Source organism: Bartonella harrusi (assembly GCF_024297065.1).
In the GTDB taxonomy this organism is placed as follows: Bacteria; Pseudomonadota; Alphaproteobacteria; order Rhizobiales; family Rhizobiaceae; genus Bartonella; species Bartonella harrusi.
On the sequence record NZ_CP101114.1, the window covers coordinates 1,388,842 to 1,414,346 of the forward strand.

The 25,505-nt window shown below is 38.3% G+C and carries 20 protein-coding genes, 1 other RNA gene and 1 pseudogene; 4 read left to right on the forward strand and 18 right to left on the reverse strand.

Annotated features, from left to right (window positions below):
- Positions 1-9: 9 nt before the first annotated feature.
- From murB to ettA, 16 genes and pseudogenes are all read right to left on the reverse strand, one after another.
- On the reverse strand, positions 10-987 hold the full coding sequence (gene murB, locus NMK50_RS06620) for a UDP-N-acetylmuramate dehydrogenase (RefSeq protein ID WP_254769818.1): 978 nt from the start codon (positions 985-987) through the stop codon (positions 10-12).
- Positions 965-2,392: a UDP-N-acetylmuramate--L-alanine ligase gene (murC, locus tag NMK50_RS06625; protein WP_254769819.1), complete on the reverse strand. Its 1,428-nt coding sequence runs from the start codon at positions 2,390-2,392 to the stop codon at positions 965-967. Before murC ends, murB begins: the two co-directional genes overlap by 23 nt.
- Entirely contained in the window at positions 2,376-3,512 is a 1,137-nt protein-coding gene (gene murG / locus NMK50_RS06630) for an undecaprenyldiphospho-muramoylpentapeptide beta-N-acetylglucosaminyltransferase (RefSeq protein ID WP_254769820.1), read from the reverse strand. Before murG ends, murC begins: the two co-directional genes overlap by 17 nt.
- Positions 3,502-4,659 (reverse strand): FtsW/RodA/SpoVE family cell cycle protein, encoded by a 1,158-nt coding sequence (locus NMK50_RS06635; RefSeq protein ID WP_254769821.1) that lies wholly within the window; start codon positions 4,657-4,659, stop codon positions 3,502-3,504. Before NMK50_RS06635 ends, murG begins: the two co-directional genes overlap by 11 nt.
- 132 nt (positions 4,660-4,791) lie before the next feature.
- Positions 4,792-6,192 (reverse strand): UDP-N-acetylmuramoyl-L-alanine--D-glutamate ligase, encoded by a 1,401-nt coding sequence (gene murD, locus NMK50_RS06640; protein ID WP_254769822.1) that lies wholly within the window; start codon positions 6,190-6,192, stop codon positions 4,792-4,794.
- Between the two features lie 4 nt (positions 6,193-6,196).
- The gene (mraY, locus tag NMK50_RS06645) at positions 6,197-7,267 is read right to left on the reverse strand and encodes a phospho-N-acetylmuramoyl-pentapeptide-transferase (RefSeq protein ID WP_254769823.1); all 1,071 of its coding nucleotides are present in this window, start codon (positions 7,265-7,267) and stop codon (positions 6,197-6,199) included.
- Between the two features lie 20 nt (positions 7,268-7,287).
- Positions 7,288-8,709: a UDP-N-acetylmuramoylalanyl-D-glutamyl-2,6-diaminopimelate--D-alanyl-D-alanine ligase gene (locus tag NMK50_RS06650; protein WP_254769824.1), complete on the reverse strand. Its 1,422-nt coding sequence runs from the start codon at positions 8,707-8,709 to the stop codon at positions 7,288-7,290.
- Positions 8,706-10,160, reverse strand: coding sequence for a UDP-N-acetylmuramoyl-L-alanyl-D-glutamate--2,6-diaminopimelate ligase (locus NMK50_RS06655; protein WP_254769825.1), 1,455 nt, complete (start codon positions 10,158-10,160; stop codon positions 8,706-8,708). Before NMK50_RS06655 ends, NMK50_RS06650 begins: the two co-directional genes overlap by 4 nt.
- 23 nt (positions 10,161-10,183) lie before the next feature.
- Positions 10,184-11,926 carry a peptidoglycan D,D-transpeptidase FtsI family protein gene (locus tag NMK50_RS06660; protein ID WP_254769826.1) on the reverse strand — a complete coding sequence of 581 codons (1,743 nt, stop codon included), beginning with the start codon at positions 11,924-11,926 and terminating at the stop codon, positions 10,184-10,186.
- Entirely contained in the window at positions 11,926-12,330 is a 405-nt protein-coding gene (gene ftsL, locus NMK50_RS06665; protein WP_254769827.1) for a cell division protein FtsL, read from the reverse strand. Before ftsL ends, NMK50_RS06660 begins: the two co-directional genes overlap by 1 nt.
- Complete coding sequence (gene rsmH / locus NMK50_RS06670; RefSeq protein WP_254771207.1) at positions 12,327-13,325, reverse strand: 16S rRNA (cytosine(1402)-N(4))-methyltransferase RsmH; 999 nt, start codon at positions 13,323-13,325, stop codon at positions 12,327-12,329. The genes ftsL and rsmH overlap by 4 nt, the downstream gene beginning before the upstream one ends.
- A 284-nt stretch (positions 13,326-13,609) precedes the next feature.
- Positions 13,610-14,000, reverse strand: an RNA gene (gene rnpB, locus NMK50_RS06675) — RNase P RNA component class A.
- A gap of 85 nt (positions 14,001-14,085) precedes the next feature.
- Positions 14,086-14,594, reverse strand: a pseudogene (locus NMK50_RS06680) (lytic transglycosylase domain-containing protein).
- A gap of 862 nt (positions 14,595-15,456) precedes the next feature.
- Positions 15,457-15,831 (reverse strand): hypothetical protein, encoded by a 375-nt coding sequence (locus NMK50_RS06685; protein WP_254771208.1) that lies wholly within the window; start codon positions 15,829-15,831, stop codon positions 15,457-15,459.
- A 1,403-nt stretch (positions 15,832-17,234) separates the two neighbouring features.
- Positions 17,235-18,170, reverse strand: a complete 936-nt coding sequence (locus NMK50_RS06690; protein ID WP_254769828.1) for an ArsR/SmtB family transcription factor — start codon at positions 18,168-18,170, stop codon at positions 17,235-17,237.
- Between the two features lie 438 nt (positions 18,171-18,608).
- The gene (gene ettA / locus NMK50_RS06695; RefSeq protein ID WP_254769829.1) at positions 18,609-20,258 is read right to left on the reverse strand and encodes an energy-dependent translational throttle protein EttA; all 1,650 of its coding nucleotides are present in this window, start codon (positions 20,256-20,258) and stop codon (positions 18,609-18,611) included.
- A gap of 165 nt (positions 20,259-20,423) precedes the next feature.
- Between ettA and NMK50_RS06700 the strand changes: the two genes are divergently transcribed.
- Entirely contained in the window at positions 20,424-20,969 is a 546-nt protein-coding gene (locus tag NMK50_RS06700) for a hypothetical protein (RefSeq protein ID WP_254769830.1), read from the forward strand.
- A 39-nt stretch (positions 20,970-21,008) separates the two neighbouring features.
- Entirely contained in the window at positions 21,009-21,617 is a 609-nt protein-coding gene (pncA, locus tag NMK50_RS06705; RefSeq protein ID WP_254769831.1) for a bifunctional nicotinamidase/pyrazinamidase, read from the forward strand.
- A 48-nt stretch (positions 21,618-21,665) separates the two neighbouring features.
- On the opposite strand, the gene NMK50_RS06710 is transcribed toward pncA, so the two are convergent.
- Positions 21,666-22,718 carry a DUF475 domain-containing protein gene (locus NMK50_RS06710; RefSeq protein ID WP_254769832.1) on the reverse strand — a complete coding sequence of 351 codons (1,053 nt, stop codon included), beginning with the start codon at positions 22,716-22,718 and terminating at the stop codon, positions 21,666-21,668.
- Between the two features lie 346 nt (positions 22,719-23,064).
- On the opposite strand from NMK50_RS06710, the gene NMK50_RS06715 reads away from it, so the two are divergent.
- Complete coding sequence (locus NMK50_RS06715) at positions 23,065-23,604, forward strand: helix-turn-helix domain-containing protein (RefSeq protein WP_254769833.1); 540 nt, start codon at positions 23,065-23,067, stop codon at positions 23,602-23,604.
- Positions 23,605-24,012: 408 nt separating this feature from the next.
- Positions 24,013-24,192 carry a YegP family protein gene (locus NMK50_RS06720; RefSeq protein ID WP_254769834.1) on the forward strand — a complete coding sequence of 60 codons (180 nt, stop codon included), beginning with the start codon at positions 24,013-24,015 and terminating at the stop codon, positions 24,190-24,192.
- Positions 24,193-24,936: 744 nt separating this feature from the next.
- Here NMK50_RS06720 and NMK50_RS06725 read toward each other — a convergent pair.
- Complete coding sequence (locus tag NMK50_RS06725; protein ID WP_254769835.1) at positions 24,937-25,248, reverse strand: hypothetical protein; 312 nt, start codon at positions 25,246-25,248, stop codon at positions 24,937-24,939.
- Between the last annotated feature and the right edge of the window lie 257 nt (positions 25,249-25,505).

Below are 25,505 nucleotides of genomic sequence, written 5' to 3' on the forward strand. Positions count from 1 at the left end.
CGCAATAAATCAAGGAAACTGTTCAAAAGAGACAACATTTCGACCTCGTTCAAATTGACCGACACGCCATATTTCCCACTGTAAGAGATGGGCTGAGTGTGCAAAAACACGTGCACGAACTGTTTCTCCCAAAGCCTCAAGATCATAGCCTGTCGCTTGCCCCGTATTAATCATAAAATTACAGTGCATTTCGCTCATTTGTGCACCACCAACTTGCAAACCACGGCATCCTGCTTCATCAATCACACGCCACGCAGATGTCCCTTCAGGATTGCGGAAAGTTGAACCACCTGTTTTTTCGCGAATAGGCTGCACTGTTTCCCGATGATGTGCCACTTCATTCATAGCAGCACGAATATCTTCTTTATTTCCTAAGTGTCCTTCCAACAAAGCTGCTGTAAAAATAAGATCTTCAGAAACATTACAATGACGATAAGAATATTGCATATCTTTTAAGCGCAAGATATGGCGCTGTCCTTTACGATCAAAGGCATAAACCTCCACAACACGTGCCGCTGTCTCAATACCATTAGCCCCGGCATTCATTTTAAGTGCTCCTCCAAGACCACCAGGAATACCATGATAAAAATGAAAGCCTGCAACCTCAGCTTCTAAAGCAGCCGCGGCTAAATGTTTGTCTGCTACAGCAGCACCAACAAAAAAACGTTTTGGAGAAACGCGTCGCACTTGCCCAAAGCCTTTCGCTGAAAGACGAATAACAACACCAGGAATTCCCCCATCACGTACCAAAAGATTAGAACCGATTCCCACAATAGTCACAGGAATAGATTGAGGGAGATTTTGCAGGAAAAGAGCTAAATCTGCTTCATCAGCAGGTTGATAGAAAAGTTCTGCTAATCCACCAGTGCGAAACCACGTCACCTTACGCATTTCTACATTAGGCGTAAGTTTACCTTTTATTCCGCAAAGCAGCGGCTGCAATTGCGCTAAAAGCGCCTCACCATCAATGCGTTGAAAATTTATCATTGCTATCCAACACCGCCAACTGATGAGGTAAGGCACAAGCCCACTGTGTGATATTGCCCGCACTAAGAAAAATAACATAATCCCCCGCTTGAGCAAATGTAGAAACAATAGAAACAACATCCTCTAGAGAATGAATCAAACGTACATCACGATGACCAGCCATTTTAATATGTTCGACAAGCTCTTGAGCACCAAAACCAGCAATAGGCTCTTCACCAGCGGCATAAACAGGCGTAATCAACACTGTATCTGCATTATTAAAACAAGCAGCAAAGTCATCAAATAAGTGATACAAACGCGAGTAACGATGTGGTTGTGCAATCGCAATTACACGCCCTTTTGCACTTTCACGCGCGGCACATAAAACAGCTTTTATTTCAACAGGATGATGTCCATAATCATCAAATATTTCAATGCCGCGCCAACTTCCTGTTTGTGTAAAACGCCGTTTGACTCCAGCAAATTCTGCTAAACCCTTTTTTATCGATTCATTTGAAATGCCAAGTTCATGAGCAATAGCAATCGCTGCTGTTGCATTAGAAACATTGTGTTGCCCAGACATTGGCAAAATTAAATTTTTTAACTCAGTCTTTTTACCAGTCTTGCGTGAACGAATAAGAACATCAAAATGCGTTTTTTGACCATCCATCGAAAGATTTAAAAAACGAACATCAGCTTGCGGATTGGCACCATAAGTGATCATCCAACGATCATCAATACGGCTGGCCAACGATTGCACCTCCGGATGGTCAAGGCACAAAATAGCAAAACCATAAAAAGGGACATTCTCTACAAATTGCTGAAAAGCTTCACGCACAGCATCAAAACTCCCGTAATGGTCTAAATGCTCAGCATCAATATTGGTAACAACGGCAATGTCAGCAGGCAACCTCAAAAATGTACCATCACTTTCATCAGCCTCAACAATCATCCAATCACCTTCTCCCATACGAGTATTCGTACCATAAGCATTGATAATACCACCATTAATCACTACTGGATCCAAGTGACCAGCGACAAGAAGTGCAGCAACCATAGATGTCGTCGTCGTTTTACCATGCGTTCCACCAACAGCAATTGCCCGACGAAACCGCATAAGCTCCGCTAGCATTTCCGCACGTCTTACAAGTGGTAAATGCCTTTCTTTGGCAGCGATATATTCAGCATTTGTTTTTTTAACGGCAGTAGAAAAAACAACAACCTCTGCATATCCTAAATTTTTAGCATGATGACCTATATGAACGTTAATTCCTTTTTTCCGTAAACGTTCAACATTTGCACTCTCCACTTGATCTGAACCTTGAACTTTATAGCCAAGATCATGAAAAACCTCAGCAATTCCACTCATGCCAATACCACCAATTCCGATAAAATGGATAACGCCTATATTAAGCGGCATTTTCATCAAAAAACTCCTCTCTTATATCTGACAATGATTGCCCTGCAATCAACGCTTCAGCCATATCAGCAAGGCGGCTGGTTGCATGAGGTTGTCCAACTTTTTTTGCAGCAAGCGCTTGTTTTTCCAACAAGTGAGGAGAATCCAAAGCCTCTGTTAAAAGAGAAGCAAGTCTTTGTGTGCTTAAATCTTTTTCTGCGACAATTTGAGCTCCCCCCACAGCAGCAAGCAATGCAGCATTTTCTGCCTGATCATGATCTAAAGCATGAGGATATGGGATAAGCAAAGCGGGACGACCAATGACAGCTATTTCACAAACAGATGAAGCACCAGCACGTGATAAAATAAAATGAGATCGCGCCATACGTTCAGCAATATCTTCAAAGAAAGAAGCAACCTCTGCTTGCACACCCATCTTATGATAGATTTCTATCAACTCTTCAGCTCTACCGCGAATTTGCTGAACAATTCGTAAGCGTTTACGGTTCTCATCATCCAGCAAAGCAATTGCTTCTGGAACAATTCGTGAAAAAGAAGAAGCCCCTTGACTCCCACCAAAAACCAAGAAATGAAATGGATTTTTATCCGTTGAAGGATAGTAGGGAATTTCTGCTGCTTTAAGAACAGCCTCACGCACAGGATTCCCCGTAAGAAGTATTTTATGAGCATGAGTATCATTAGGCGACAACAATCCCCCTGCTATTGCACGCACAAAAGGTGCCAATGCCCGATTAGCACGCCCCATAATCGCATTTTGTTCATGAATAAATGTTGTGCGTCGACTCAAAGCCGCAATCAAAAGAGGCGGAAAGGTAGGATATCCGCCAAATCCACCAACAAGCATAGGGCGCAGCTTATAAAAGAGTACTAACGATTGCCCCATGCCTTTTAATAAAGCCAAAAATGTCTTTATAAGTGCAAAAGGATGACGTCGTGTAAATGTTGCTGACGAAACTATATGTGTATGCTCTTCATCAAAGCAGCGGACAAAACCTTGCGCTCTTGCATCAGTTACCAAATGGACATCATATCCACGTTGCCTTAATTCAACGGCAAGCGCTTCAGCAGGGAAAAGATGCCCACCTGTACCACCAGCCACCAAAACAATAACTTTATTATCCATCATAAGTAATATCCAAGGCAGAAGGAGAGGAAAAGGCAGAAGGGCGTGCTTCGGGCCAGCGGCGTGTTAAACCAAGCAAAATGCCCATTGAAAATGCAATCGCCAACATTGATGAACCACCATAAGAAATAAATGGCAATGTCATACCTTTGGGAGGAATTAAATGAAGATTGACCGCCATATTAATCGCTGCTTGAAAGCCAACCATCATCGCTATACCAGTAATACCAAGACGTATAAACGAATCACGTGTATTCAACGCTATATACAATGAGCGTACAACAATAAAACCAAAAAGCATCATAATGAAGAGACACAGGATAATACCATATTCTTCAGCAGCAACGGAAAACACAAAATCTGTATGACTATCAGGAATGATCCGTTTCACTGTTCCCTCTCCCGGACCTTGCCCAAACCAACCACCATTTAAAATAGCCTCACGTCCTACATCCACTTGAAAGGTATCGCCTTCCCCTGTCAAAAAACTATTGATACGTTCGCGTACATGGTGAAGAAAAAAATAGGTGAGAATAATTCCAACTATGCCCAAAACGATAAATAAGAAAATAATGGTAAGAGGCACACCAGCAACAAAAAACAAACCTCCCCATGTTGCGCTTAATAAAAATGTTTGACCGATATCAGGCTGTAAAACAAGAAGCACACAACAAAAAGCATAAAGCGCAATAGCCAACAGAGAGCCAAGAAGACCTTTACGCCGCATCTGTTCCGAAAAAAGCCAAGCAGACATCACCACAAAAGCTGGTTTCATAAATTCTGAAGCCTGTACAGAAAAACCAAAGAGAGGAATCCACCGACGCGCTCCCTTTAATTCTGGACCAATGAACAAAGTTGCAATCATAAGAACGAGCGTTACAACAAGCAAAAGAGCACATAAACGGCGAATATTACGCAGCGAGAAAAAAGAAAGTGTAATCATCGTAAAAAACGCCGGAATACTAAAAATGATATGCCATCGAACGAAATAAAAACTATCAGAAATTCCGATTTTTTTTGCAATAGTAGGGCTTGCAGCAAAAGAGAGCATAATGCCAATCCCCATTAAAATTAAACAAGCGGCAAAGATAGAACGATCAATCGTCCACCACCAATTAGCTATTGGGTCTCTATCCGCACGTGTAACCATTATACCCATCGTATCTTTTTCATAACTCTAATCAAAGTGATAGAGTTCCTCTCTTTTTAGCAAACACTTAAAAAACTAAATTACATAAAAAAAAGATTCTTGAATATTAACATAAAAGTGTTTTTTAAAAGTTTATGTTTCTTTTAACTGGCGAACAAAAGAAACAAAGGCTTTCCCACGCATTTCATAATTTTGAAATTGATCATAACTTGCACAGGCAGGCGAAAAGAGAACCACCACTTCCTTTGCCTTACAACGCATCGCATCAGCAGCAGCTTCGTGCACAGCATTTTCCAAAGTTAAGCTCATCGAAAAGGGAACAGCAGATCCAATAACGCTAGCAAATTCTTCTGCTGCAGTTCCAATTAAATAAGCTTTACGAATTTTATGAAAAAATCCTCTCAAAGCCTCAATCCCACCTTCTTTCGCCTGCCCTCCAACAATCCAAAAAATATCATGAAAAGCAGCAAGTGCAGGAGCCGATGCATCTGCATTTGTAGCCTTACTATCATTGATAAACAACACCGCTCCTATCTTACACACCTGCTGCATACGATGAGCCAAGCCTTTATAACTTGCCAAATGCTTTTCTATCTGTGGATCAGTGATTTTTAAAGCCTGTAATGTTGCTAACGCCATAAGAGCATTTTGTGCATTGTGACGACCGCGCAATGCAATCATATGAGCGAGATTTGCAAGCATATGAGGTCGACCATGGCGAACAAAAAAGAGTTTTGTCCCCTCTGCATAAAAGCCATTTTCAACAAAATACTCCTTAGAAATTGCTTCAACTTGATGATTTTCATGGAGTAATTGTTGATATAAAGCCTGACAAGCTGCATCATCAACTGAAATAAAAGCATGAGAAGCCTCAGCAACCAAACGTCTTTTGGTTTGCACATAATGCGCAAAACTACCATGTCGATCAATATGATCAGGCGTCAAATTCAATAAAAGTCCAATAGTTGGCTGAAGAGAGGGTGTGAGATCAATTTGAAACGATGAACATTCAATCACATAAATACGTTTTTGAACAAAGGGCTTAAGAGTTAATATTGCAGTTCCAATATTTCCCCCCATCTGTACATCATAACCCATTTGTTCTAACAAATGAGTAAGCAAAGCTGTCGTCGTTGATTTCCCATTCGTGCCTGTAATCGCAATAAACGGAACATCCTGATCACAAAAACTATTATGCTGTAAAAAATGATTGCGCGCACGAACAAATAATTCAATATCACCGATAATTTCTATATCTTTTTGACGCGCTTTCTCAACAACCCAATGGGGTTTAGGATACGTTAAAGGAACGCCAGGTGCTAAAATCAATGCGACAAATTTTGACCAATCCTCATAACGAAGATCTCTCGTTGGAATATTTTGCTGAAAAGCTGCTTGTAAACCTAAGGGATTATCATCCCAAGCAACTACTTCTGCACCACCATTGATCAATGCACGCGCAGCAGCTAATCCGGATTGCCCCAACCCAAACAAAGCAACTGTCTGATCTTTATAACAGGTAACAGAAATCAAATTTTTACCGCAATTTAAGTGTTGAAAGACCAATCAAAGCAAGAACAATCGAAATAATCCAAAAACGTATCACAACTTGGCTTTCAGTCCATCCTTTTTTCTCGAAATGATGATGTATGGGTGCCATAAGAAAGACGCGCTTTTTGGTTAGTTTGAAATAACCAACTTGGATAACAACTGAAAACCCTTCCACAACAAAAAGTCCCCCAATCAGAGCCAAAACAATTTCATGCTTTGTAGCAACAGCAATAACACCTAAAAGTCCTCCAAGAGCTAACGAACCAGTATCTCCCATAAAAATAGCCGCTGGTGGTGCATTAAACCATAAAAATCCAAGCCCCGCACCAACAACAGCACCCAATAAAACAGCCAGTTCACCAGTTCCCGATACATAACAAATTTGCAAATAATCAGCAAAATTGATATTACCAGAAAGATAAGCAATCAGAGCAAAAGACAAGGCAGCAACCATAACAGGAACGATAGCAAGTCCATCAAGACCATCGGTCAAATTAACCGCATTCCCTGTTGATACCATGACAAAAGCAGAAAAAGGAATAAAAAACCAACTCAAATTGATAAAATAATCTTTTACAAAAGGCAAAGCTAATCTAGGCGAGCCAACTTGTAAGATAATAAAGGCAGCAATCGCGGCAATAAAAAATTCTAAACTTAACCGAGCCTTACCAGAAAACCCTTTATGTGTTTGTTTTGTAACCTTAAGATAATCATCATAAAAACCAATTGCTCCAAAGGAAAGCATAACAAAGAATGATACCCAAAAATAAATATTCGATAAATTACACCACAAAAGTGCTGATATCACAACGCCCGTTAGAATCATCAACCCACCCATTGTAGGTGTTCCTGCCTTTTTGAAATGTGTCTGAGGACCGTCAGCGCGAATGGGTTGTCCTTTTCCCTGCCGCAATTTAAGAGAGGCAATAATGCTAGGGCCAAACAAAAAAACAATAAGCCCTGATGTAAGCATCGCAGCTATAGTACGAAAAGTAATATAACGGAAGACATTGACACCTGGAAACCAATCACTAAACGCAGATAAAAACAACATCATGAAACAAAAAACCTATTCAATTATAGAGAAACGACTTTATAGCGATCAAGCAAAGCAGTCACAATATCCGATGAATAAAGACTACGAGATGATTTAATCATAAGCAGATCTCCGTTGGAAATTTCTGCCAAGATAAGCGGTAAAATTTTTTCAACACTTTCAGCATAATGAACCTCAACATATGCACACAGATCCGTGGCTAAAAACTTCATTGCCTCACCAAATAAAAAAACCAGATGAGCACCAGAATGATACACAGGCTTTACCAAATCACGATGAAGTTTCTCACTATGCTCTCCTAACTCCAACATATCACCTAAAATAGCAATTCGCCGACCATCCCCCGCTACTGGCCCTGTAGCAAGCAGATCAAGAGCCGCACGCATTGACGCGGGATTCGCATTATAGCTTTCATCAATTAAATGAAATTCACCTCCATTTGGCAAAGACAATCGATAACGAACACCACGCCCCTCTTGAGGAGAAAAACGTCTCAAAGAAAGCAAAACACGCTCTAAATCAACGCCAATTGCATCACAAACAGCAATAACACCTAAACTATTTTGCACAATATGTCGTCCAGGAGCACCAATTTCAATGACCTGATCTTGACCAGAAATACGGACGATCAGAGAGGAACGGTCTGTTAAAAGACATATATCTCTCGCTTGATAATCGCAATTTTTAGACTCACCAAAGCTTAAAAACTTTTTCACACCCCATTTTTTTGCTTTTTGCACTAAGTAAGAAAAAAAATCATTATCTGCATTTAAAACAGCAATGCCCTTCTCATCCATCCCTTCAAAAATTTCAGCTTTTGCATCTGCTATCTCCTCAAGATTTTTGAAAAATCCCAGATGTGCCGCACAAATATGCGTAATGAGAACAACATGCGGATGAACTAACTTAACTAGGGGACGAATTTCATCTTTATGATTCATACCAATTTCAAAAATACCATAATCACTCTCAGCAGGCATTCGTGCCAAAGTAAGCGGTACACCCCAGTGATTATTCAAAGAAGCAGAATTAGCATGCACCTTCCCCACAGTTGCAAGCACTTGTTTCAAAGCTTCTTTTGTCGTTGTTTTTCCAACAGAACCTGTTACCGCTACAATTTTAGCTTTTGAGCGCTTGCGTGCCGCCTGCGCAAGTTTTTCTAAGGCTTGCAAAACATCAGGAACAACAATCAGTGGAGCAGATATTTTTTTCATGTCATTCAAACGCTCTTGCGCAACAATAAAAACGCCTGCTCCTCTTTGATAAGCTTGCACAGCAAAATCATGACCATCAAAACAATGCCCTTTAATACAGAAAAAAATATCGCCTTTTGCAAGCGTGCGACTATCAATAGAAACTCCAGAAAAAGCTTCTGGTAGGCATCCAATTACAAAACCTTCAATTGCGGCAACAAGCGCTTGTTTATCCCATAAAACTGTCATTCATTACGCTCCCGCAAAGCATCAATCACTTTTAAACGATCTGAAAAAGGAGTTGTTTTTTCCCCTATAATTTGACCATTCTCGTGTCCTTTTCCAGCGATAATTAATGTATCCCCTGCTTTTAAAAGTCCAACTGCATAAGTAATAGCTTCACCACGATCTGCTATTTCCATTGCTTTTGGAACAGCTTGTAAAATATCCTTACGGATTTTTTCAGGCCTTTCCGTGCGTGGATTATCATCCGTTACAATAACAAGATCAGCCTGGTTTTTTGCAATTTTTCCCATCAAAGATCTTTTCCCTTGATCACGATCGCCTCCACAACCAAAAACAAGGATTAAACGTCCTTGCGTAAAGGGACGGACAGAAAGCAATACCTGTTCTAAAGCCTCCGGTTTATGTGCATAGTCTATATAAACAGGTGCATTATCCTTCGTCTTTCCAACCAATTCTAATCGCCCGGGCGCTCCCTGCAAAGCTTCAAGTGAACGAAAAACCTTATCAGGAGAAACACCTGTTGCAATTGCTAGTCCAGCAGCCATAAGCGCATTTGTCACTTGAAAATCTCCAGCTAAAGGCAAATCAAATGTATAAATATTATTTTCCACACGACATTCAACACACTGTTTCGAACGTTGATGCTCAACACGATTAATGGTGATAAACTGGCCTTTCCGCCCAATTGTTAAGACACAGCGGTGCGCTTGTCTCACATGATCAATAACCTTTTGCGAATAAACATCATCGGCAAAAATCAAAGCAGGTGCATCTTGCGGTAACAGCGTATCAAACAAGCGCATTTTAGCACGTAAATAATCCTCTACGCATATATGATAATCCATATGATCCCGTCCTAAATTGGTAAAAGCACCAGCGGTTAAACCTACCCCGTCAAGTCGACGTTGATCAAGCCCATGCGAAGACGCTTCAAGGGCGGCATGTGTAACACCTTCATGGGAAATTTCAGAAAGGAGGCGCTGCAAAACGACGGGATCAGGTGTGGTAAGAAGAGCTCCCTCTTCATTCCGATGAGGAGAAACAACACCTACCGTCCCTATACTAGCAGCACATAATCCAACATGTGTCCAAATTTGCCGCACAAAAGAGACAACGGATGTTTTTCCACTTGTTCCTGTCACAGCAACGACAGTTTCAGGTTGAGAACCATAAAAACGTGCAGCGGCCATTGCTAAACTATGACGAACATCCAAAACCCGTAAAATGGGAGCAGCTAAATTCTCAAGCATCATATCACGATCTGTAACGATTGCTCGTGCACCCCGCTTTAATGCATCATTAATATAGTGCCTACCATCACCGTGCTTTCCTTGAACAGCTACAAAAACATAGCCCGGTAAAACGTACCGAGAATCAGCACTTATTCCTGTTATTTCCATTGAAGAAAGGTTTTCATCTTCAATACATTCTGTAAAAACTGTTCCAAACAACATGATAACACACCTTTATATTCATTTTACTGTTGTTTAACAAATCTCAAACTGTCCCCTGTGCTCAAAAGAGGCGCGTACTCTTTTTCAAAATCTGGTTTTATTCCCAAAAGACTTGCTGAACGGCGAATAATATTAGCAAGCATTGGCCCTGCATTCATTGCTGCTGTTGCTGAACGCTGCCCCTCTTCAGGCTGAGGTTCATCAATAATTGTTAAAACAACATAAGCAGGATTTTCAATAGGAAAAGCAGCAAGAAAACTATTGAAATTTTTTGTTTTAGAATATTTCCCATTTTCAACTTTTTCAGCTGTTCCTGTTTTACCACCAACCCGATAGCCTTCTACTTTTGCACTACGCCCAGAACCGATATCACTGTTTAACTTATAAAGATAACGCATATTTTGACTGGTTTTGAAGTTTAAAACCTGTTTTGCATATTTCAAAGTTTCCATTTTTGTGCGTTTCAAAAAGGTCGGTTCAATCAACCAACCATCATTCATTAAAGCAGCAGCACCTACTGCTGTTTGCAAAGGTGTTGTTGCCATACCATGTCCAAAAGCAATGGTCATAGAATGAATATCCTTCCAATGACGTGGTACAACAGGATGGGCAACTTCAGGCAATTCTGTTGTCAATCGATCAAGCAGACCAAGTCGTTTCAAAAAATTACGATGTCCATCAATTCCTACCGCCAAGGCCTCCTTAGCAGAACCAATATTAGAAGAATAAATAAAAACTTCCCAAAGTGCTAAAGGACGGTTTTTTCCATGAAAATCATGAATAAAATAATGATTGCCTGCTTGAAGAGGTCGTGAAGCATCAATAACACTGTTTAAATGAAAAAGACCTGAATCAAGTGCCATGGCGGTCGTAAAACTTTTAATGATAGACCCCATTTCAAAAGTTCCAGCACTCATCCGATTGAGGCGATCACTTTTCAAAGCTTCAACGGGATTTCTAGGATCAAAATCTGGGAGTGATGCCAAAGCCAAAATTTCACCAGTATGGATATTTAAAATAACAGCTCCAGCAGCAAGCGCTTTATAACGCTTCATTGCCTTCATAAGTTCATCATGCACAATGCTTTGAATACGCACATCAATCGAAAGTTGAACTGGCTTTAAGGATTCTTCAGTTGCAAGACCAGCCGCGCGCAGGGCACTCAAACCCGCATCATCAATATATTTTTCCATTCCCGCTATACCCTGATTATCAACATTAACCATACCGAGAATATGTGAAACCACCGATCCACTTGGATAAAAACGACGGATTTCGGTGCGAAAACCAATTCCTGGAATACCAAGAGCCATAATTTGCGTCTTTTGCGTTGGTGTTAACCCCCGTTGTATCCAAGAAAAACTAGATTTTTTTTTGAGACGTTTATAAGTTTCCTGCCAATTAAGATCGGGTAAAACCGTTGAGAGCAATTCTATTGTTTCATCGACATCAATAATCCGTCGTGGTTCAGCAAAAAGCGAATAAGTTTTAATATCCGTTGCTAACAAACGCTTATTACGATCAATAATATCAGGTCGCGCAGTCAATTGAGAGACACTTGGCCCTTTTGCCTCTTCAATCTGCCCCCCTTCCAACCCATAAGAAATAAGACAAACCCCCATCACACCATATAAAAGAACAAAACAGAGCAAAGAAAAAAGCAAGCGAGGACGACTAGAAAAAGAACGATGAACAGACAAGTTATGAACATCTAATGGAGGTTTTAAGCACTTTTTTTTCTGCGAAAACAGCAAGATCGATTTCATCACCGCTTGCCTTCTTGAACAAGGTTTTTCACCTGAGAAATACGATTATTTGCTAAAATACCCTTTTCTTTCTCCAAGATATTTTGTTTAATCACTTCTTCAATTTGATCATAGACACGTACCGGAATATCTTTAAACTCTACGACTTGACGAGGCTGTATAATCTCTAAACCAAGCTCTTTTTGATAACGCTTCGCAAGTTTTTGCATGCGTGTGGGCTCTATCATCATAGCCCACTCAGCACGAAGTAAATTCACGGTATTTTTTTCTGCAACAATTTCATGTTCAAGATGACGGATTTCACTCATACGCTTTTGCACATCATATTTCACCTTATAAGTAAGACCTGCCATACAAACCATAACCATTACTAAAATCATATCAAATGTACGAAAAACTGTCATTTCTTGCCGCCCTCAAAACGAGCAATCTCTACCATACCAAATAAATTCATATCTTCAGCAAGACTATCCGCCTTAGTGCGGACACCAATACGTAATCGTGCAGAACGTGAACGAGGATTTTTCTGCAATTCCTCTTCACTTGCAGTTATTCCTCCTTTAAACAAAGGAAAGAATGTTGCTGGTGCTGTCTCTATTTCAGGAAGATAGCGCGATTGCATACGCTCTCCTGAACGAGCAGAAAAAAATCTCTTGACCATCCGATCTTCAAGAGAATGAAAACTGACAACAGCCAAACGACCTCCTGCTTTTAAAATGCGTTCAGCAGCAAATAAACCACGTGCAAGTTCACCAATTTCATCATTAACATAAAGCCGAAGAGCTTGAAAAACACGCGTTGCAGGATGAATGCGATCTCCACTTTTACGGCCTACCAATGCCTCGATAGCATGAGCAAGGTCCCCTGTACGCAAAAAAGGCCGAAGACTGCGACGCTTTTCAATCATCCGTGCAATGCGCCTCGCATAACGTTCTTCTCCTAATATTTTAAAAACTCGCGCTAAATCATCAACTTTTAAACGATTGACAACATCTGCAGCGGTAAAACCAGTCTGAGCCATTCGCATATCTAATGGACCATCTTTGTGAAAAGAAAAACCTCGCTCTGCTTCATCAAGCTGCATTGAAGAAACTCCAATATCTAAAATAACAGCATCCACCTTTTCTTCAACAACACGATCTAACTGAGAAAACTCCATTTGCACCAAACGAAGCCGTGGAGAAAATTCATCAACAAGAGGTTGCCCATAACCAATAGCATAAGGATCACGATCAAGAGCAATAACCTGTGCACCCGCATTTAACAACGCGCGCGTATACCCCCCAGCACCAAAAGTACCATCAATCACTCTTGCTCCAACCAATGGCATAAGCCCAGCCAAAACTGGCTGTAATAACACTGGAATATGGCGCTCAGCTTTATCACCCTGCTCTGTCAAAATAATCCGTCTTGATTTATGCTTTTTCAAATCAACAATCGTTCATGGTAACTGGTCCCCAAACAACCACAACTTTAACCATCATCTCCATCACAATGAAAGTCAAAGCCAACCATATGTGCATTCTAACGCATTATACTTAAAAAAATATTATAATTGTAAAAGAAGCTTTCCTTTGAATGTACACTTCAAAAATACCCGCTCCCTAGAAAAAGCTTATATAAAATCACATCACAATATCAATTATCCCTAACATTCATGATATAAGATAGAATTCAACAACAAATATCAGTCGGCCTATAAGCCGGGTTCTGTATGGTAAAGCTTACACTTTCCATGGCAACCATTCATCTAGGACGGATGTTACCATCCGCCTCGTGCAACCTACCCGAATGACTCGCCCGGAAACCGGCTGCAAGTTAAGCCTTGCGCGTCATTTCTATTTGGTCTTGCTCCCGGTGGGGTTTACCTTGCCACATTCATTACTGAATGCGCGGTGGGCTCTTACCCCACCCTTTCACCCTTACCTATAAAAATAGGCGGTTTGCTTTCTGTGGCACTTTCCCTAGGGTCGCCCCCGCCGGGTGTTACCCGGCACCGTCTTTCCATGGAGCCCGGACTTTCCTCACCTGCCGCCTTTCAGCATAAGACAAGCGCGGCTGCCCAGCCGACTGACATATTACCTATAAAACATTTTTCATGACGTGAAAATACCACCCTTAAGATATTTTATAGCAAATGCATCCTCTCAAGTTCATTTTCATTTTAAGGAAGCCAAATACATTTTCACTTTTGAACAATATTTTGCTGAAATGGAATTCATTTTTTTGCAGCATGACCTGCATTATATTTAAGGATCGTACCACAAGTCTTTCCACCACTGAGCCTATAGGCCCGCGCCAAATAACGCATCCCATACTCAAGATTGATGGCAGGATCGTAAAGATCTTGCACAGAACCATTAAAACCCAACCCTCGCGCCGTAGATGGTTTAATTTGCATCAAGCCTATTTCGCCAGCAGCCCCCTTTGTGCGCGCCTTATAATTACTTTCAACTTTTACAACAGCATGTGCTAAATTAACAGGAACATCATACTTATTTGCAAATCTCTGAATAAGAGATTCATAAGGACGAGTAAGCACCTTAGAAGTAATAGTCACTGAGCTTTCCTTTGAATCTGCAACATTCAAGACAATATGCGCCCAACTGATATCAAACACAAAAAATACAGCACATGCTGAACATAAAAGGATTTTCAAAAATTGCATTTTCTTTCTCTTCACAAAGACATTTCTAAACCCTAGCCACAAGAGCTTTGTGAATGCATTTTACAGAAAAAAAAAAGCTAAAGAGCGGTATGAAAATGAAAATATTAAGACAATTTCAAGTTATTTTTTTGCAAAAAAAGAAAACCACTCAAATGATTTATTATATCTCTCTGTATATCAAAAAGTAAAAAAATATAATAAAATTTTTAACATGCTAAAGGAGAGAATATATTCTACAAATTGTTAAAAGAAAACATAGCATACCAATCTTTTAAAAACTGAAAACAACATAAACAAGAAAAAATCTACCCAAAGCTCTTGATATCGTCAAATTTTCTTTGCAAGAGAAACCGTTATCAATTCTTCCCATTGGCTGATGTACACTTGCTAAAACAATTTTATATCAAATAAGCCATCTATGAAAAACGGCTCCATCGACCAAAACAAACATTGTATATGAGAAGCCCAGGAATAGGCATAAACATATTAAATGTTTGTGCCGTATAGAAAAACTTAATAATCACATTTCTCTGCTTTATCATTCTATAAAGAGGACAATACAAAGAACGCAAAACCATCAGAATAAAATGTGGATTATCTCCCCCCATTCAACTATTTCTCCCACACAGTATGACTTCATCGAACTCGTAGAATGAGATTCCTATCTTTTAAAAACTATATAAATAAATCTCTTATAAACCTGCAGAAAAAAGAATTCCAAAAATTTCATCCTTTTCTATCCAGCTATCATATCAAATAAAAAAGAGACCGCATAACTTTTCTACGCTTTTCTCAAAACTCCACGAAAAGTGACAAAAAGATCCTCAAAACAAACTGTAAACACAACTTTTAAAAGAAATGACTAAAAATAACTATCAGCAATGGAAGGACGAGAAATCGTCTTCAATAAAATCATAACAACAGTTCCACCCAACTTCTGAGCCTGCTCATTATTCTGACCATTTGCGGAAGCAGCCGCAACGACATAGCGACGTACCTGCTCAATCAATTGCTTTTGTTGCTGAGGACTCAACTGAGAAAGTTGTGTTATAATATCAGGAAAAGAAACTGCCAATCTCTCTAAAATCATCCCCTCTGTCATATCATCCTGATGAGAAGAAAAAGACTGGTTAAATAAAAACTTATGAACAGAAACACTCCGAAAAGCAAAAGTGCTGGTGAAAAATATAGAAAACACAAACAAAATAAAAAGAATACGACGCCAGCAAAATCCCATCATCTCGTACCTAAGCATCACAGCACACACTCTTCTGCAGAGAACACACTGAACTTTCAATCAAAAAATCTCTCTTATCACTGAAAATACCGCAAAAACAGTATCACACCGCTTTTAATTTTTCCTCACACATAAAATAAAGAGCCTATATTTTCCCCCTGCAACACTTGATAAAAATTAAAACCATAAAAAGCCTGACTGAGGATTTCCTCAGTCAGGCCAGACAATCTAAGGGATCCACGCGGGGGGGGGGAGGAGGTTCCCTGATCGTCTTCTCGCATCAGCTATTAAGATAGCCGATGCAATATTTATGCTATGGAATAAAACGTTCTAAACAACAAGAAATTCTTATCACCTTCCATGAAAAAAAACAAAAAAAAATTATAAATTGTTTAAAAATGGAAAAATTTAGGCAAAAAATACTCAAAATGATCCAATTTGAAGCAATTTTATTTCGCGGGATATCAATGAGAATCGACGATCATCATAATGCTCATTTTTTCAGAAGAAGCCTCAATTTGTATAAACTTTTCTTATAAACGGCACAGTGCATAAAAATAAGAATCACTTGTTCAAAAGCTCTTACCAAAACAGTAAAAACATAAGCCTTTCCCGTACATAATTTATTTTGAATCATCCACTATCAGGATTTTACGTAATGGCAGATTATTTATAGCTAACAATGTAATGACAATGTATTATGATAACGACAATGAAGGATATGATTTTCTTCCTATCCCCACGCCTTAAACTCTCTTGCAAAGTGATAAAAGCGCAATTCCTGTATGTAAATTTTATCCCTCATTCTCTTTAACGAGACTCCACAGTACCTTCTTTTTACTGTTCGCATAACTGTAATAAATTCATACCCCACACAAAAAGCTGTATGTTGCGACACTAGCTCATTCATATCCTTGTTCAACATCACCTCTAAAATTCTCATCTAACCTCTAGACACCATCGGTAAATGATATAGAATATGCTCTTTTTGGATCATTATCCTCATAATGAGTAAAGTAACAAAACAACAACATCGTTATATTTACCAGCCCCTCAAATATTGCCACTATTTTTGTATTTTAAAAAGCGATGCTTTTTTCTCAAATGTTTTCTATTCGAACATTGATCTCTCTTAGCAATATGTAAAGAACCATTTTAGAGATTGTATCAAAAGATTTGAAACAAGAAATCTTGTCTTCAAGACTCTCATTCAAATTGCAAAACAACAAATTGCCACCCATAAAGTTAATCTATTGATTCATCAATAAATACTGTATCAATAATCAACACGCAAAAGACACAATGCGGAACCCCAAAACGATAGCTCTTCAAAGTTTACTAAAATTCTCTCTTCACACTTCTGAGTGCAAAAAGCCAAAAATAAAGCATGTTAATAAACATAATTATGCAAAATCTACTTTTTTGTCTTTGAGGTCATCGACCAATAAACGCATATCACGTGCAAGCCAAAGTTTAATTATGAGCCCTTCATGATTTTCATTGTGCACAGGAAGAAGACAAACCGTTTTTTCCGAACGAATCCCTACATTTTTAAGCCATTGTTTTATTTGTGAATCCGGAAATCCAAAATGCTTATAAGCATGGAAAGAATGTAGATCAACTTCATGACAAAAAAAATCTACAATCAGCAACCGCCCTTGAGGGCGCAAAACACGTGCTATTTCATTAATCGCCAGCTCAGGACTTTCAAAAAAATGTAAAGCCCAATAAAGAATAACCAAATCAAAAGTTGTCTCGCCAACAGATAAATGCACAACATCATTCTCAGGCACAACTTCAACAGCACGCGTATAAAGACCTGAAAACAGTTTTAAAACAGAACATATATCTGTACCAATCCCTAACAATGTTTCAAATGGTTTACCGCCAATAATTTCGAGTAAAGCACTTTCCACCCTATGATCTGAAAAATAGGATAGCCGTAATGCATTCCACTGCATGACATTTTGTAAAAAAGTTTGTTTCCTCACCGCTTGACGCTGTTTTTGAACATCTAATAAACGTTCCAAATCATATGTTAATATCACATCATACTTTGACAAAACTGCAAGAGCCGCCATCACAATATCTTTACCAAAACAGCTGTGACAAAACTTATAATAAGTCCATTCCCCCTTTTGATAAAAAGTAATCAGCCCTACTTCACACAATAAACGTAAATGCTGTGATACATGCGATTGCGACTGACCAAGGATAAAAGTAAAATCAGCAACTGTTAAATCGTCACGGCACAAAAGTGCAAGAATACGCAAACAACTTGTCTCTGCTATGGTTTTCAGCAGCATAATCATTGTATCCAAACTAACTTGTTTTTTCATCAATATTCCTTACTGCTCAAATGAACATTTATTTCTACAAATAGAAAATCAAGCAGAAGGCATAAAGTTGCATCACTCCTATTCGTATTGTTTTCTGTGATAATATAAAAAAGAACGCCCCCTCCCACTCTTCTCAAACAAAACAAGCGAAAGGTCTTGTATTATAATGATCCACACGCATCATGAAAACTTATAATCCTCGATTAAAACCTGATGAATAATGGGTTCTCATATCCGTCATAAAGGCATGATTAATAGATCATAAAGACATAATAAGGTACTTCCTGAAGAATAATATCCATATTCTTAGTTTTTTATCCTATCTTAAAGATGATGGATAAAAAACTTACAATACAGCAAAAGCATTCTCTTTTGAAAAATAAAGAGAACACCAAACGGCATCACCATTTTCTTAATCAAATAAAGCAATAAGAAATTTTAGCGTGTAAGTGGCTTATAATTTCCACGTTTTGGATTGAGAGCGTCTACACCAAGACGACGAACCTTATCATCCTCATATTCAGCAAAATTACCTTCAAACCATTCTACATGGCCATCACCTTCAAAGGCTAAAATATGCGTTGCCAATCGATCAAGAAACATACGATCGTGCGATATAATAACTGCACAACCAGCAAAGCTTTCCAATGCATCTTCTAATGCCCCTAATGTTTCAGTATCAAGATCATTTGTCGGTTCATCAAGGAGAAGAACATTTCCTCCCTCCTTTAAAAGTTTAGCCAAATGGACGCGATTACGCTGCCCTCCTGATAAATTTGCTACCTTTTGTTGCTGATCTGCCCCCTTAAAATTAAAAGCACCGCAATAAGCACGGCTATTCATCTCATATTTTCCCAACTTAATAACATCATTTCCGCCGGAAATTTCCTCCCAAACGGTTTTATCACCCACCAACGAATCACGACTCTGATCAACATAACTCATATGAACTGTTTCACCGATACGTATTTGACCTGAATCCGGCTGTTCCTGTCCGGTCAACATTTTAAATAAAGTAGACTTTCCCATACCATTGGCACCAATGACTCCAACAATACCACCAGCAGGGAGTTTAAAAGAAAGAGAATCAATCAATACACGCTCACTATATGCCTTAGAAAGCTTATCAACTTCAATAACAACCTGCCCCAATCTCTCACCAATAGGAATGATGATTTGTGCTTCTCCAGGACGGCGTTCACCTGCAGCCTGAACCAACGCATCATAGGCCTTAATACGCGCTTTTGACTTTGCTTGCCGGCCTTTTGGACTAGAAGCTATCCATTCTTTTTCACGTGACAGCGCGCGCTGACGAGCAGCCTCTTCACGACCTTCCTGAGCCAAACGTTTAGCTTTTGCCCCCAAATAAGCAGAATAGTTCCCCTCATAAGGAATACCTTTACCGCGATCCAATTCTAAAATCCAACCAGTTACATTGTCGAGAAAATAACGGTCATGTGTAATTAAAAGCACCGCTCCAGGATATTCACGCAAATGCCTTTCAAGCCAAGCGGTCGTTTCTGCATCCAAGTGATTTGTTGGTTCATCCAAAAGTAATAAGTCAGGCTTTGACAAAAAAAGTTTACAAAGTGCAATACGCCGCTTCTCTCCTCCTGAAAGTTTTTCCACACTCTCATTGGCTGGAGGACAGCCAAGAGCAGCCATAGCCATTTCAACTTGACTTTCTAAATCCCAAAGATTCTGACTGTCTATAATATCCTGAAGTCGAGCACCTTCATCAGCAGTTTCCTCACTATAATTCATCATCAAGGCGTTATAACGCTCAACAATTTCCTGCTTATCTGCAACACCTTCCATTACATTACCACGGACATCTTTGCTTGCATCAAGAACGGGCTCTTGAGGAAGATAACCACAGCGTGCACCTTCAGAAAGCCATGCTTCTCCGGTATATTCCTTATCTAGCCCAGCCATAATCCGTAAAATGGTTGATTTACCTGCACCATTCGGCCCTAAAATACCGATTTTTGCATCTGGATAAAAAGACAAATGAATATTTTCTAAAATTTTTTTATTGCCGTAAGCTTTGTTAAGCCCAGCCATGTGATAGATAAATTGACGTGCCATAAATTTCTCTTTATATTGTACAGTAATAAAAGTTAGGGCTTTAAAGAAATTTCTTTGCTTTTCTCAAACTGTGCGGTAAAAAAAGCGCTTGTCTTGTATCAAGAAACTTTCTCTTTTATATTGATACATTTTTTCTAATCTCACAACCCCCCAATACGGTTCTGAATGCAAAAAAATGCCCCCTCAAAGAGCAAAAAACAAATCTTTTTAGCTGTACCCGAAACATGCCATCAAACATCACCTCTTTTTTCCCTACCAGATACAAGCTTGTGTTTTTATCGTATTAAACCCACTTATCAATGCAAGAGTGCTCCCCCAAGAAAACCAATTCTCTATGCTCCCTCTTTTTTTGCCTTATGGGCTTTAGATTACGCAACACAAAACCCTTGTCTTTTTTCATCAATTGTATGCCATGGAAAACAATGGACTTCTCCACCTGCTTTGCTGTGGCTTAAATTGTGTTTACAAAATGACCGCCGCCTTATGGGATCTGATGTTCCAAGCTTGAGGATCATGAAAGCTTTACACCAACATATTGCTATTGGTAGCTACAGTGCACTTTCTATTGGAACATGGTTGCAATTCGTAAAAAACTATAAAAAGAATCGTAGAAACCTTTCTATTCCCCTTTTGTGGCTTGATAATGACAAAAATAATACCAATATCCACGAAATTATTTCAAAACTTCTAGATAATAATAAAACCGCTTAAAGGTATCATAAAAGGCAAGTCTCTTATAGGAATATGTTGATGGAAAAAAAAGCTTTAATCGTCATTGATGTTCAAAATGACTTCTTACCAAATGGAGCACTTGCAGTACCACAAAGTGATGTTATTTTACCCGCTGTTAATAACCTCATAAACCATTTTGATCATGTTATTTTAACCCAAGACTGGCATCCCAAAAATCATTGCAGCTTTGCTTCCTCCTATCCTGAAAAAGCTCCCTATGATACCGTTGAACTTGACTATGGTCCGCAAATACTTTGGCCTGATCATTGCATACAAGGAACACAAGGAGCAGATTTTCATACATCTCTTAGAGTTGAAAAAGCACAACTTATTCTTAGAAAAGGTTATAATAAAAAAATTGATAGCTATTCCGCTTTTTTTGAGAATGATCAAAAAACACCAACAGGCTTACAAGTTTATCTCAAAGAACAGGGTTTTACAAAACTTGCTATGTGTGGTTTGGCAACCGATTTTTGTGTGGGATTTTCCGCACTTCACGCCACACAATGCGGGTTCAAAGTAAGTGTTTCACTAAACGCCTGCGCAGGTATTGATCTCAACGGGTCACTAAATACTATGCTTAAAACAATGAATGAATCCGGTATAGAACTCTTAATGGCTTCCTAAAAAACACCTTACTTATTTGCTATATATTAACACAGAAAAATTTTCAATTCACTCAGAGACGCCATGTTTATTCAATTCCTGATGCTTAAAACGAAGAGAAGCGTAAAATGCCATGCCAATAATACATACCCCTAAAAGTCCTGTTAATATTTCAGGAACCGATATAATAGTTTGCAGATACATAATTACTGCGAGTAGCAAGATTGCGTAAAAAGCACCATGCTCCAAATAACGATAATGCAACAACACCTCTGATTCGACCAACATAATTGTCATAGAACGAACATAGAATGCACCAATACCAAGACCAATTGCAATAATAAAAAGGTTGTGTGAAAAAGCAAAAGCACCAACAACACCATCAAAAGAAAAACTCGCATCTAGAATCTCTAGATAAAGAAAGGCACCAGCCCCCCCTTTAGCAACGGTAGCTAAAGTCGCTTTTGGACCATCCAAAAGCGAACCAATCGCTTCAACAGCGATAAACGTCAAAAGCCCATAAAGGCTAGCAAATAAAAAAGTCACTTTATCTTCTGTTACAATCTGCCCTGAAAAAAACAATATCAAAGCTAAAACGATTGCAATATCAATGCCAACAAGTGTTCCAAACTTTTGAGCTGGCTTTTCTATAAAAGCAAGCCAATGCACCTCTTTTTCAGAATCAAAAAAATATCTCAAACCAACCATTATCAGGAAAGTTCCTCCAAAAGCGGCAATTCCTACATGAGCATCTGTTAAAATTGCGGCATATTGATGTGGTTCCCATATTGCTAACTTTACTGCTGCAATTGGGTTAATCCCAACAGCAGCAACAACCACCAGTAATGGAAAAACAATCCGCATCCCAAATACCGCTACCAAAATACCCCACACCAAAAAACGACGACGCCATATTGGATCCATTTTTCTAAGAACACGAGCATTGATGATAGAATTATCAAAAGATAAAGAAATTTCTAAAATTCCTAAAACGCAGCAAATAAAAAAATATTTAAGAAAACCAGTAAAACTTTCTGTTTCCAACCAACCAATTGCCCCTCCCATAAAGACGCCAACAATTGTGAAAAAAAAAGCCCACCTAAAATAACCTAATCGGGCCATGATCATTCCTCAAAATCCACTTCTCCAAATTCATCTGTAGCGTCAATTAAAAGACTGCATCTCTTAACGCAAAGATAGAGAGAATCTATACGGCAAACTTATATGGAATTTCTAACAGAAAAAACAAGAAAAGTACCACTAATCCCATTATTCTCTCTAAAATGAAGACCAATTTTAAATAACATTGAGTACAACAGATCAAAAATTGCTTTCTATCCACTAAAATTAAAAAAAATAAAGAAAAATAAAACTATAAATATTGACATTGTATCAAGAGTTATTAATACATAGTGTGCCTTTATTGGCTAAAAGCTATACCATGATGATTTACTGAGGGAGATAATTCGTGGCCCGTCCTGAAACTGAATCGAAAACTATATTTGGAAAACGTTTACGTTATGTACGTCTTGCTTTAGGGGACCCATCACGTGAAGCATTGGCTAAAAGTTTTAGCATGACGAAAAATTCTATCGCTTTTTATGAGCGTGGAGAAAGAGAACCAAATCTTAATGTTTTACAAACATATCGCACATTGTACGGTGTCAATATTAATTGGCTTTTAACTGGACAAGGAAAAATGTTTGACACAGAGTATACGAAAAGTGACTTTGATTGGAATTATTTTATAAAAAAAATTGAAGGTCTTGAAGAAATTCTTACCAAGAATGATCATGGTGAGAAACTAAATCAGAAAACAATCGATAGCTCTTATAAAAAATTGCAGCAATATTTATCAAAACAAGGCTTATCCAATAGCCTTACCCCAAAAGCAGCAACTTCGCTGATCGATATGAAAGCAAAAATGGCTAATTCTTACACCCTCAGCTTATTCATTGATTTACTCATTCGAAGTATGGCACAACAGGAAATTATCGCTAATCAATGAATATTTTTATCACAAAGGATAACAAACGAGGTGCAAACTTTATCAGCATGAAAGAAAAAGTTCTTCTTTTTCATACTGGTGAAATTTGATTAAACGTATGAAATTTTATAATAAAAAACGGGATATGTTCGCTCAATAGCAATAAAAAAAATTACTAAAATAGTCTAAAAATACAGCGTAATGAAATTATTAAAAGTAGATTTTTTAGCATAAAGCAATTGTTTATAGCTTATTGACAATAAATATTTTCTTGTTACAAAATGCTGCTTTCATAGGAATTTGGTTTGAGATTAAAAAAAATGAGAGGAATATATTGACTACTCACTATAGAGACATACTTTAGTGCTCATAGTCATGTTATTTGAGCGTTTATCCTACGAATTACAGCTATTTTATGAGGTGGAAAGCATGTTTTTTGAGGTATTTCAAGGTGTTCACAATCAATGGTATTGGCGTTTAATCTCAGGAGACAAACAAAAAATCGCTTTTTCTAGTAAAGGTTATCCAACAAAACAAGATATTCTGGTAAATATTGAGCAGATAAGAGAAATCACACATAAAGCCCTTATCAGAGAATTACAATCCTGACGTTCTTTACTATTAATATAAAAAATTTTACTTTTTATATTAAAAATCTCATCCTGCGCTTTTATAATGCGTAAGAAAGGTTTTTTCTCAAGAGAAGAAATTTTTATGTAATTCCTCTAATATACCGAATAACTGAAAAAATTCTACAGGGTGTTCCCTTCTATAAAATCAATAATCAAATCGCTATTCAATCTATCAACCCTCACTCTTACAAAGAATGTATCTTTTCGTAAAAATGAGATAGTATTAAAATGCATACGACGCATAACTTATGAATATCCTGCCTAATTTCCAAGAGCTTTTGATACATCTTTTTCTTTCTATCCCTTTTATTCAATCATTATAACTATTTCTCCCATTCTCTTCAAAAAAACAAGCACCCATCTCGCTCTTCCTATACCTCTTTTTATACCTGATTGAGAGTAACAATAGATATACCTCGTTCTCCAAATAAACATACCACTTACAACATTGTTTTTAGTAATATGTATAGTCATCACCAACACTACATTTTCATTAATCGCTGCGAGATGAGATATGTATTTAAAAGAATTTTAGCATCTCTATAAACTGATATATAAACTTTTATTACCAACGATGACTCCTTTCCTATACATGGAAGATTTTCATAAACCATAGATTGGTATAAAGTTGACCACGATCAAAACACATAGCTGAACCGCCATCCCTAACGTTATTTTCATGACTGAAATTTATCTCTTCCACTCTCCCAAATCTCTTTCATCATCTTTTTATATCCTCTTTAGATTGCATTTCTTTTTGATATTTTTTATCTTCCTCATATTGCTTAATTTGTTTTTTCAGTTTTTCAATTGTTTGATCGCGTCTTTTAACCATCATACTTTGCTCTCTAATCATCCTATCTCGTTCTTCCGTCATCTTCATGGAATCTCTTAAAAAATCATGCTTTAGCTTTCTTACTTCTTCTTTAAGAGCTTTAACCTGACTGCGATAGTAAAAAGCAAACCGAAACATGCCCCCACTAAAAAGAAAAACAACAATCACCACTCCTAATAAAATTTCATTTACACCCATTTTGATTTCCTTTAACTACCGTGAAGTTGATTATCTTGACCAATTGGTTTGGTTTCACGCTCTCATCAAAAAAGAACGCAAAATCATACCTACCAGGTATGATAAATCACACCCAGCACCCTTATCCTCTCCACAAAACATGCTAAAAAATAATACAAAGCAGCCCTCTGAAAGCCACTCATCATATAATCACAGCAATTTTCATCGTTTCACTTTATACAAAACGCAAAAATGCAACTTTCTATGCGAAACTCTTT

Excerpts from the sequence above, each read along its gene's own strand:
- NMK50_RS06710 (WP_254769832.1), bottom strand. The coding sequence starts at position 22,718 with ATGGCCCGATTAGGTTATTTTAGGTGGGCTTTTTTTTTCACAATTGTT.
- pncA (WP_254769831.1), top strand. The coding sequence starts at position 21,009 with ATGGAAAAAAAAGCTTTAATCGTCATTGATGTTCAAAATGACTTCTTA.
- NMK50_RS06650 (WP_254769824.1), bottom strand. The coding sequence starts at position 8,709 with ATGACAGTTTTATGGGATAAACAAGCGCTTGTTGCCGCAATTGAAGGT.
- NMK50_RS06655 (WP_254769825.1), bottom strand. The coding sequence starts at position 10,160 with ATGTTGTTTGGAACAGTTTTTACAGAATGTATTGAAGATGAAAACCTT.
- mraY (WP_254769823.1), bottom strand. The coding sequence starts at position 7,267 with ATGATGTTGTTTTTATCTGCGTTTAGTGATTGGTTTCCAGGTGTCAAT.
- ettA (WP_254769829.1), bottom strand. The coding sequence starts at position 20,258 with ATGGCACGTCAATTTATCTATCACATGGCTGGGCTTAACAAAGCTTAC.
- NMK50_RS06690 (WP_254769828.1), bottom strand. The coding sequence starts at position 18,170 with ATGAAAAAACAAGTTAGTTTGGATACAATGATTATGCTGCTGAAAACC.
- murB (WP_254769818.1), bottom strand. The coding sequence starts at position 987 with ATGATAAATTTTCAACGCATTGATGGTGAGGCGCTTTTAGCGCAATTG.
- NMK50_RS06660 (WP_254769826.1), bottom strand. The coding sequence starts at position 11,926 with ATGAAATCGATCTTGCTGTTTTCGCAGAAAAAAAAGTGCTTAAAACCT.
- NMK50_RS06685 (WP_254771208.1), bottom strand. The coding sequence starts at position 15,831 with ATGGGATTTTGCTGGCGTCGTATTCTTTTTATTTTGTTTGTGTTTTCT.
- murC (WP_254769819.1), bottom strand. The coding sequence starts at position 2,392 with ATGAAAATGCCGCTTAATATAGGCGTTATCCATTTTATCGGAATTGGT.
- NMK50_RS06700 (WP_254769830.1), top strand. The coding sequence starts at position 20,424 with ATGCAAAAAAATGCCCCCTCAAAGAGCAAAAAACAAATCTTTTTAGCT.
- NMK50_RS06720 (WP_254769834.1), top strand. The coding sequence starts at position 24,013 with ATGTTTTTTGAGGTATTTCAAGGTGTTCACAATCAATGGTATTGGCGT.
- ftsL (WP_254769827.1), bottom strand. The coding sequence starts at position 12,330 with ATGACAGTTTTTCGTACATTTGATATGATTTTAGTAATGGTTATGGTT.
- murG (WP_254769820.1), bottom strand. The coding sequence starts at position 3,512 with ATGATGGATAATAAAGTTATTGTTTTGGTGGCTGGTGGTACAGGTGGG.
- NMK50_RS06635 (WP_254769821.1), bottom strand. The coding sequence starts at position 4,659 with ATGGTTACACGTGCGGATAGAGACCCAATAGCTAATTGGTGGTGGACG.
- NMK50_RS06725 (WP_254769835.1), bottom strand. The coding sequence starts at position 25,248 with ATGGGTGTAAATGAAATTTTATTAGGAGTGGTGATTGTTGTTTTTCTT.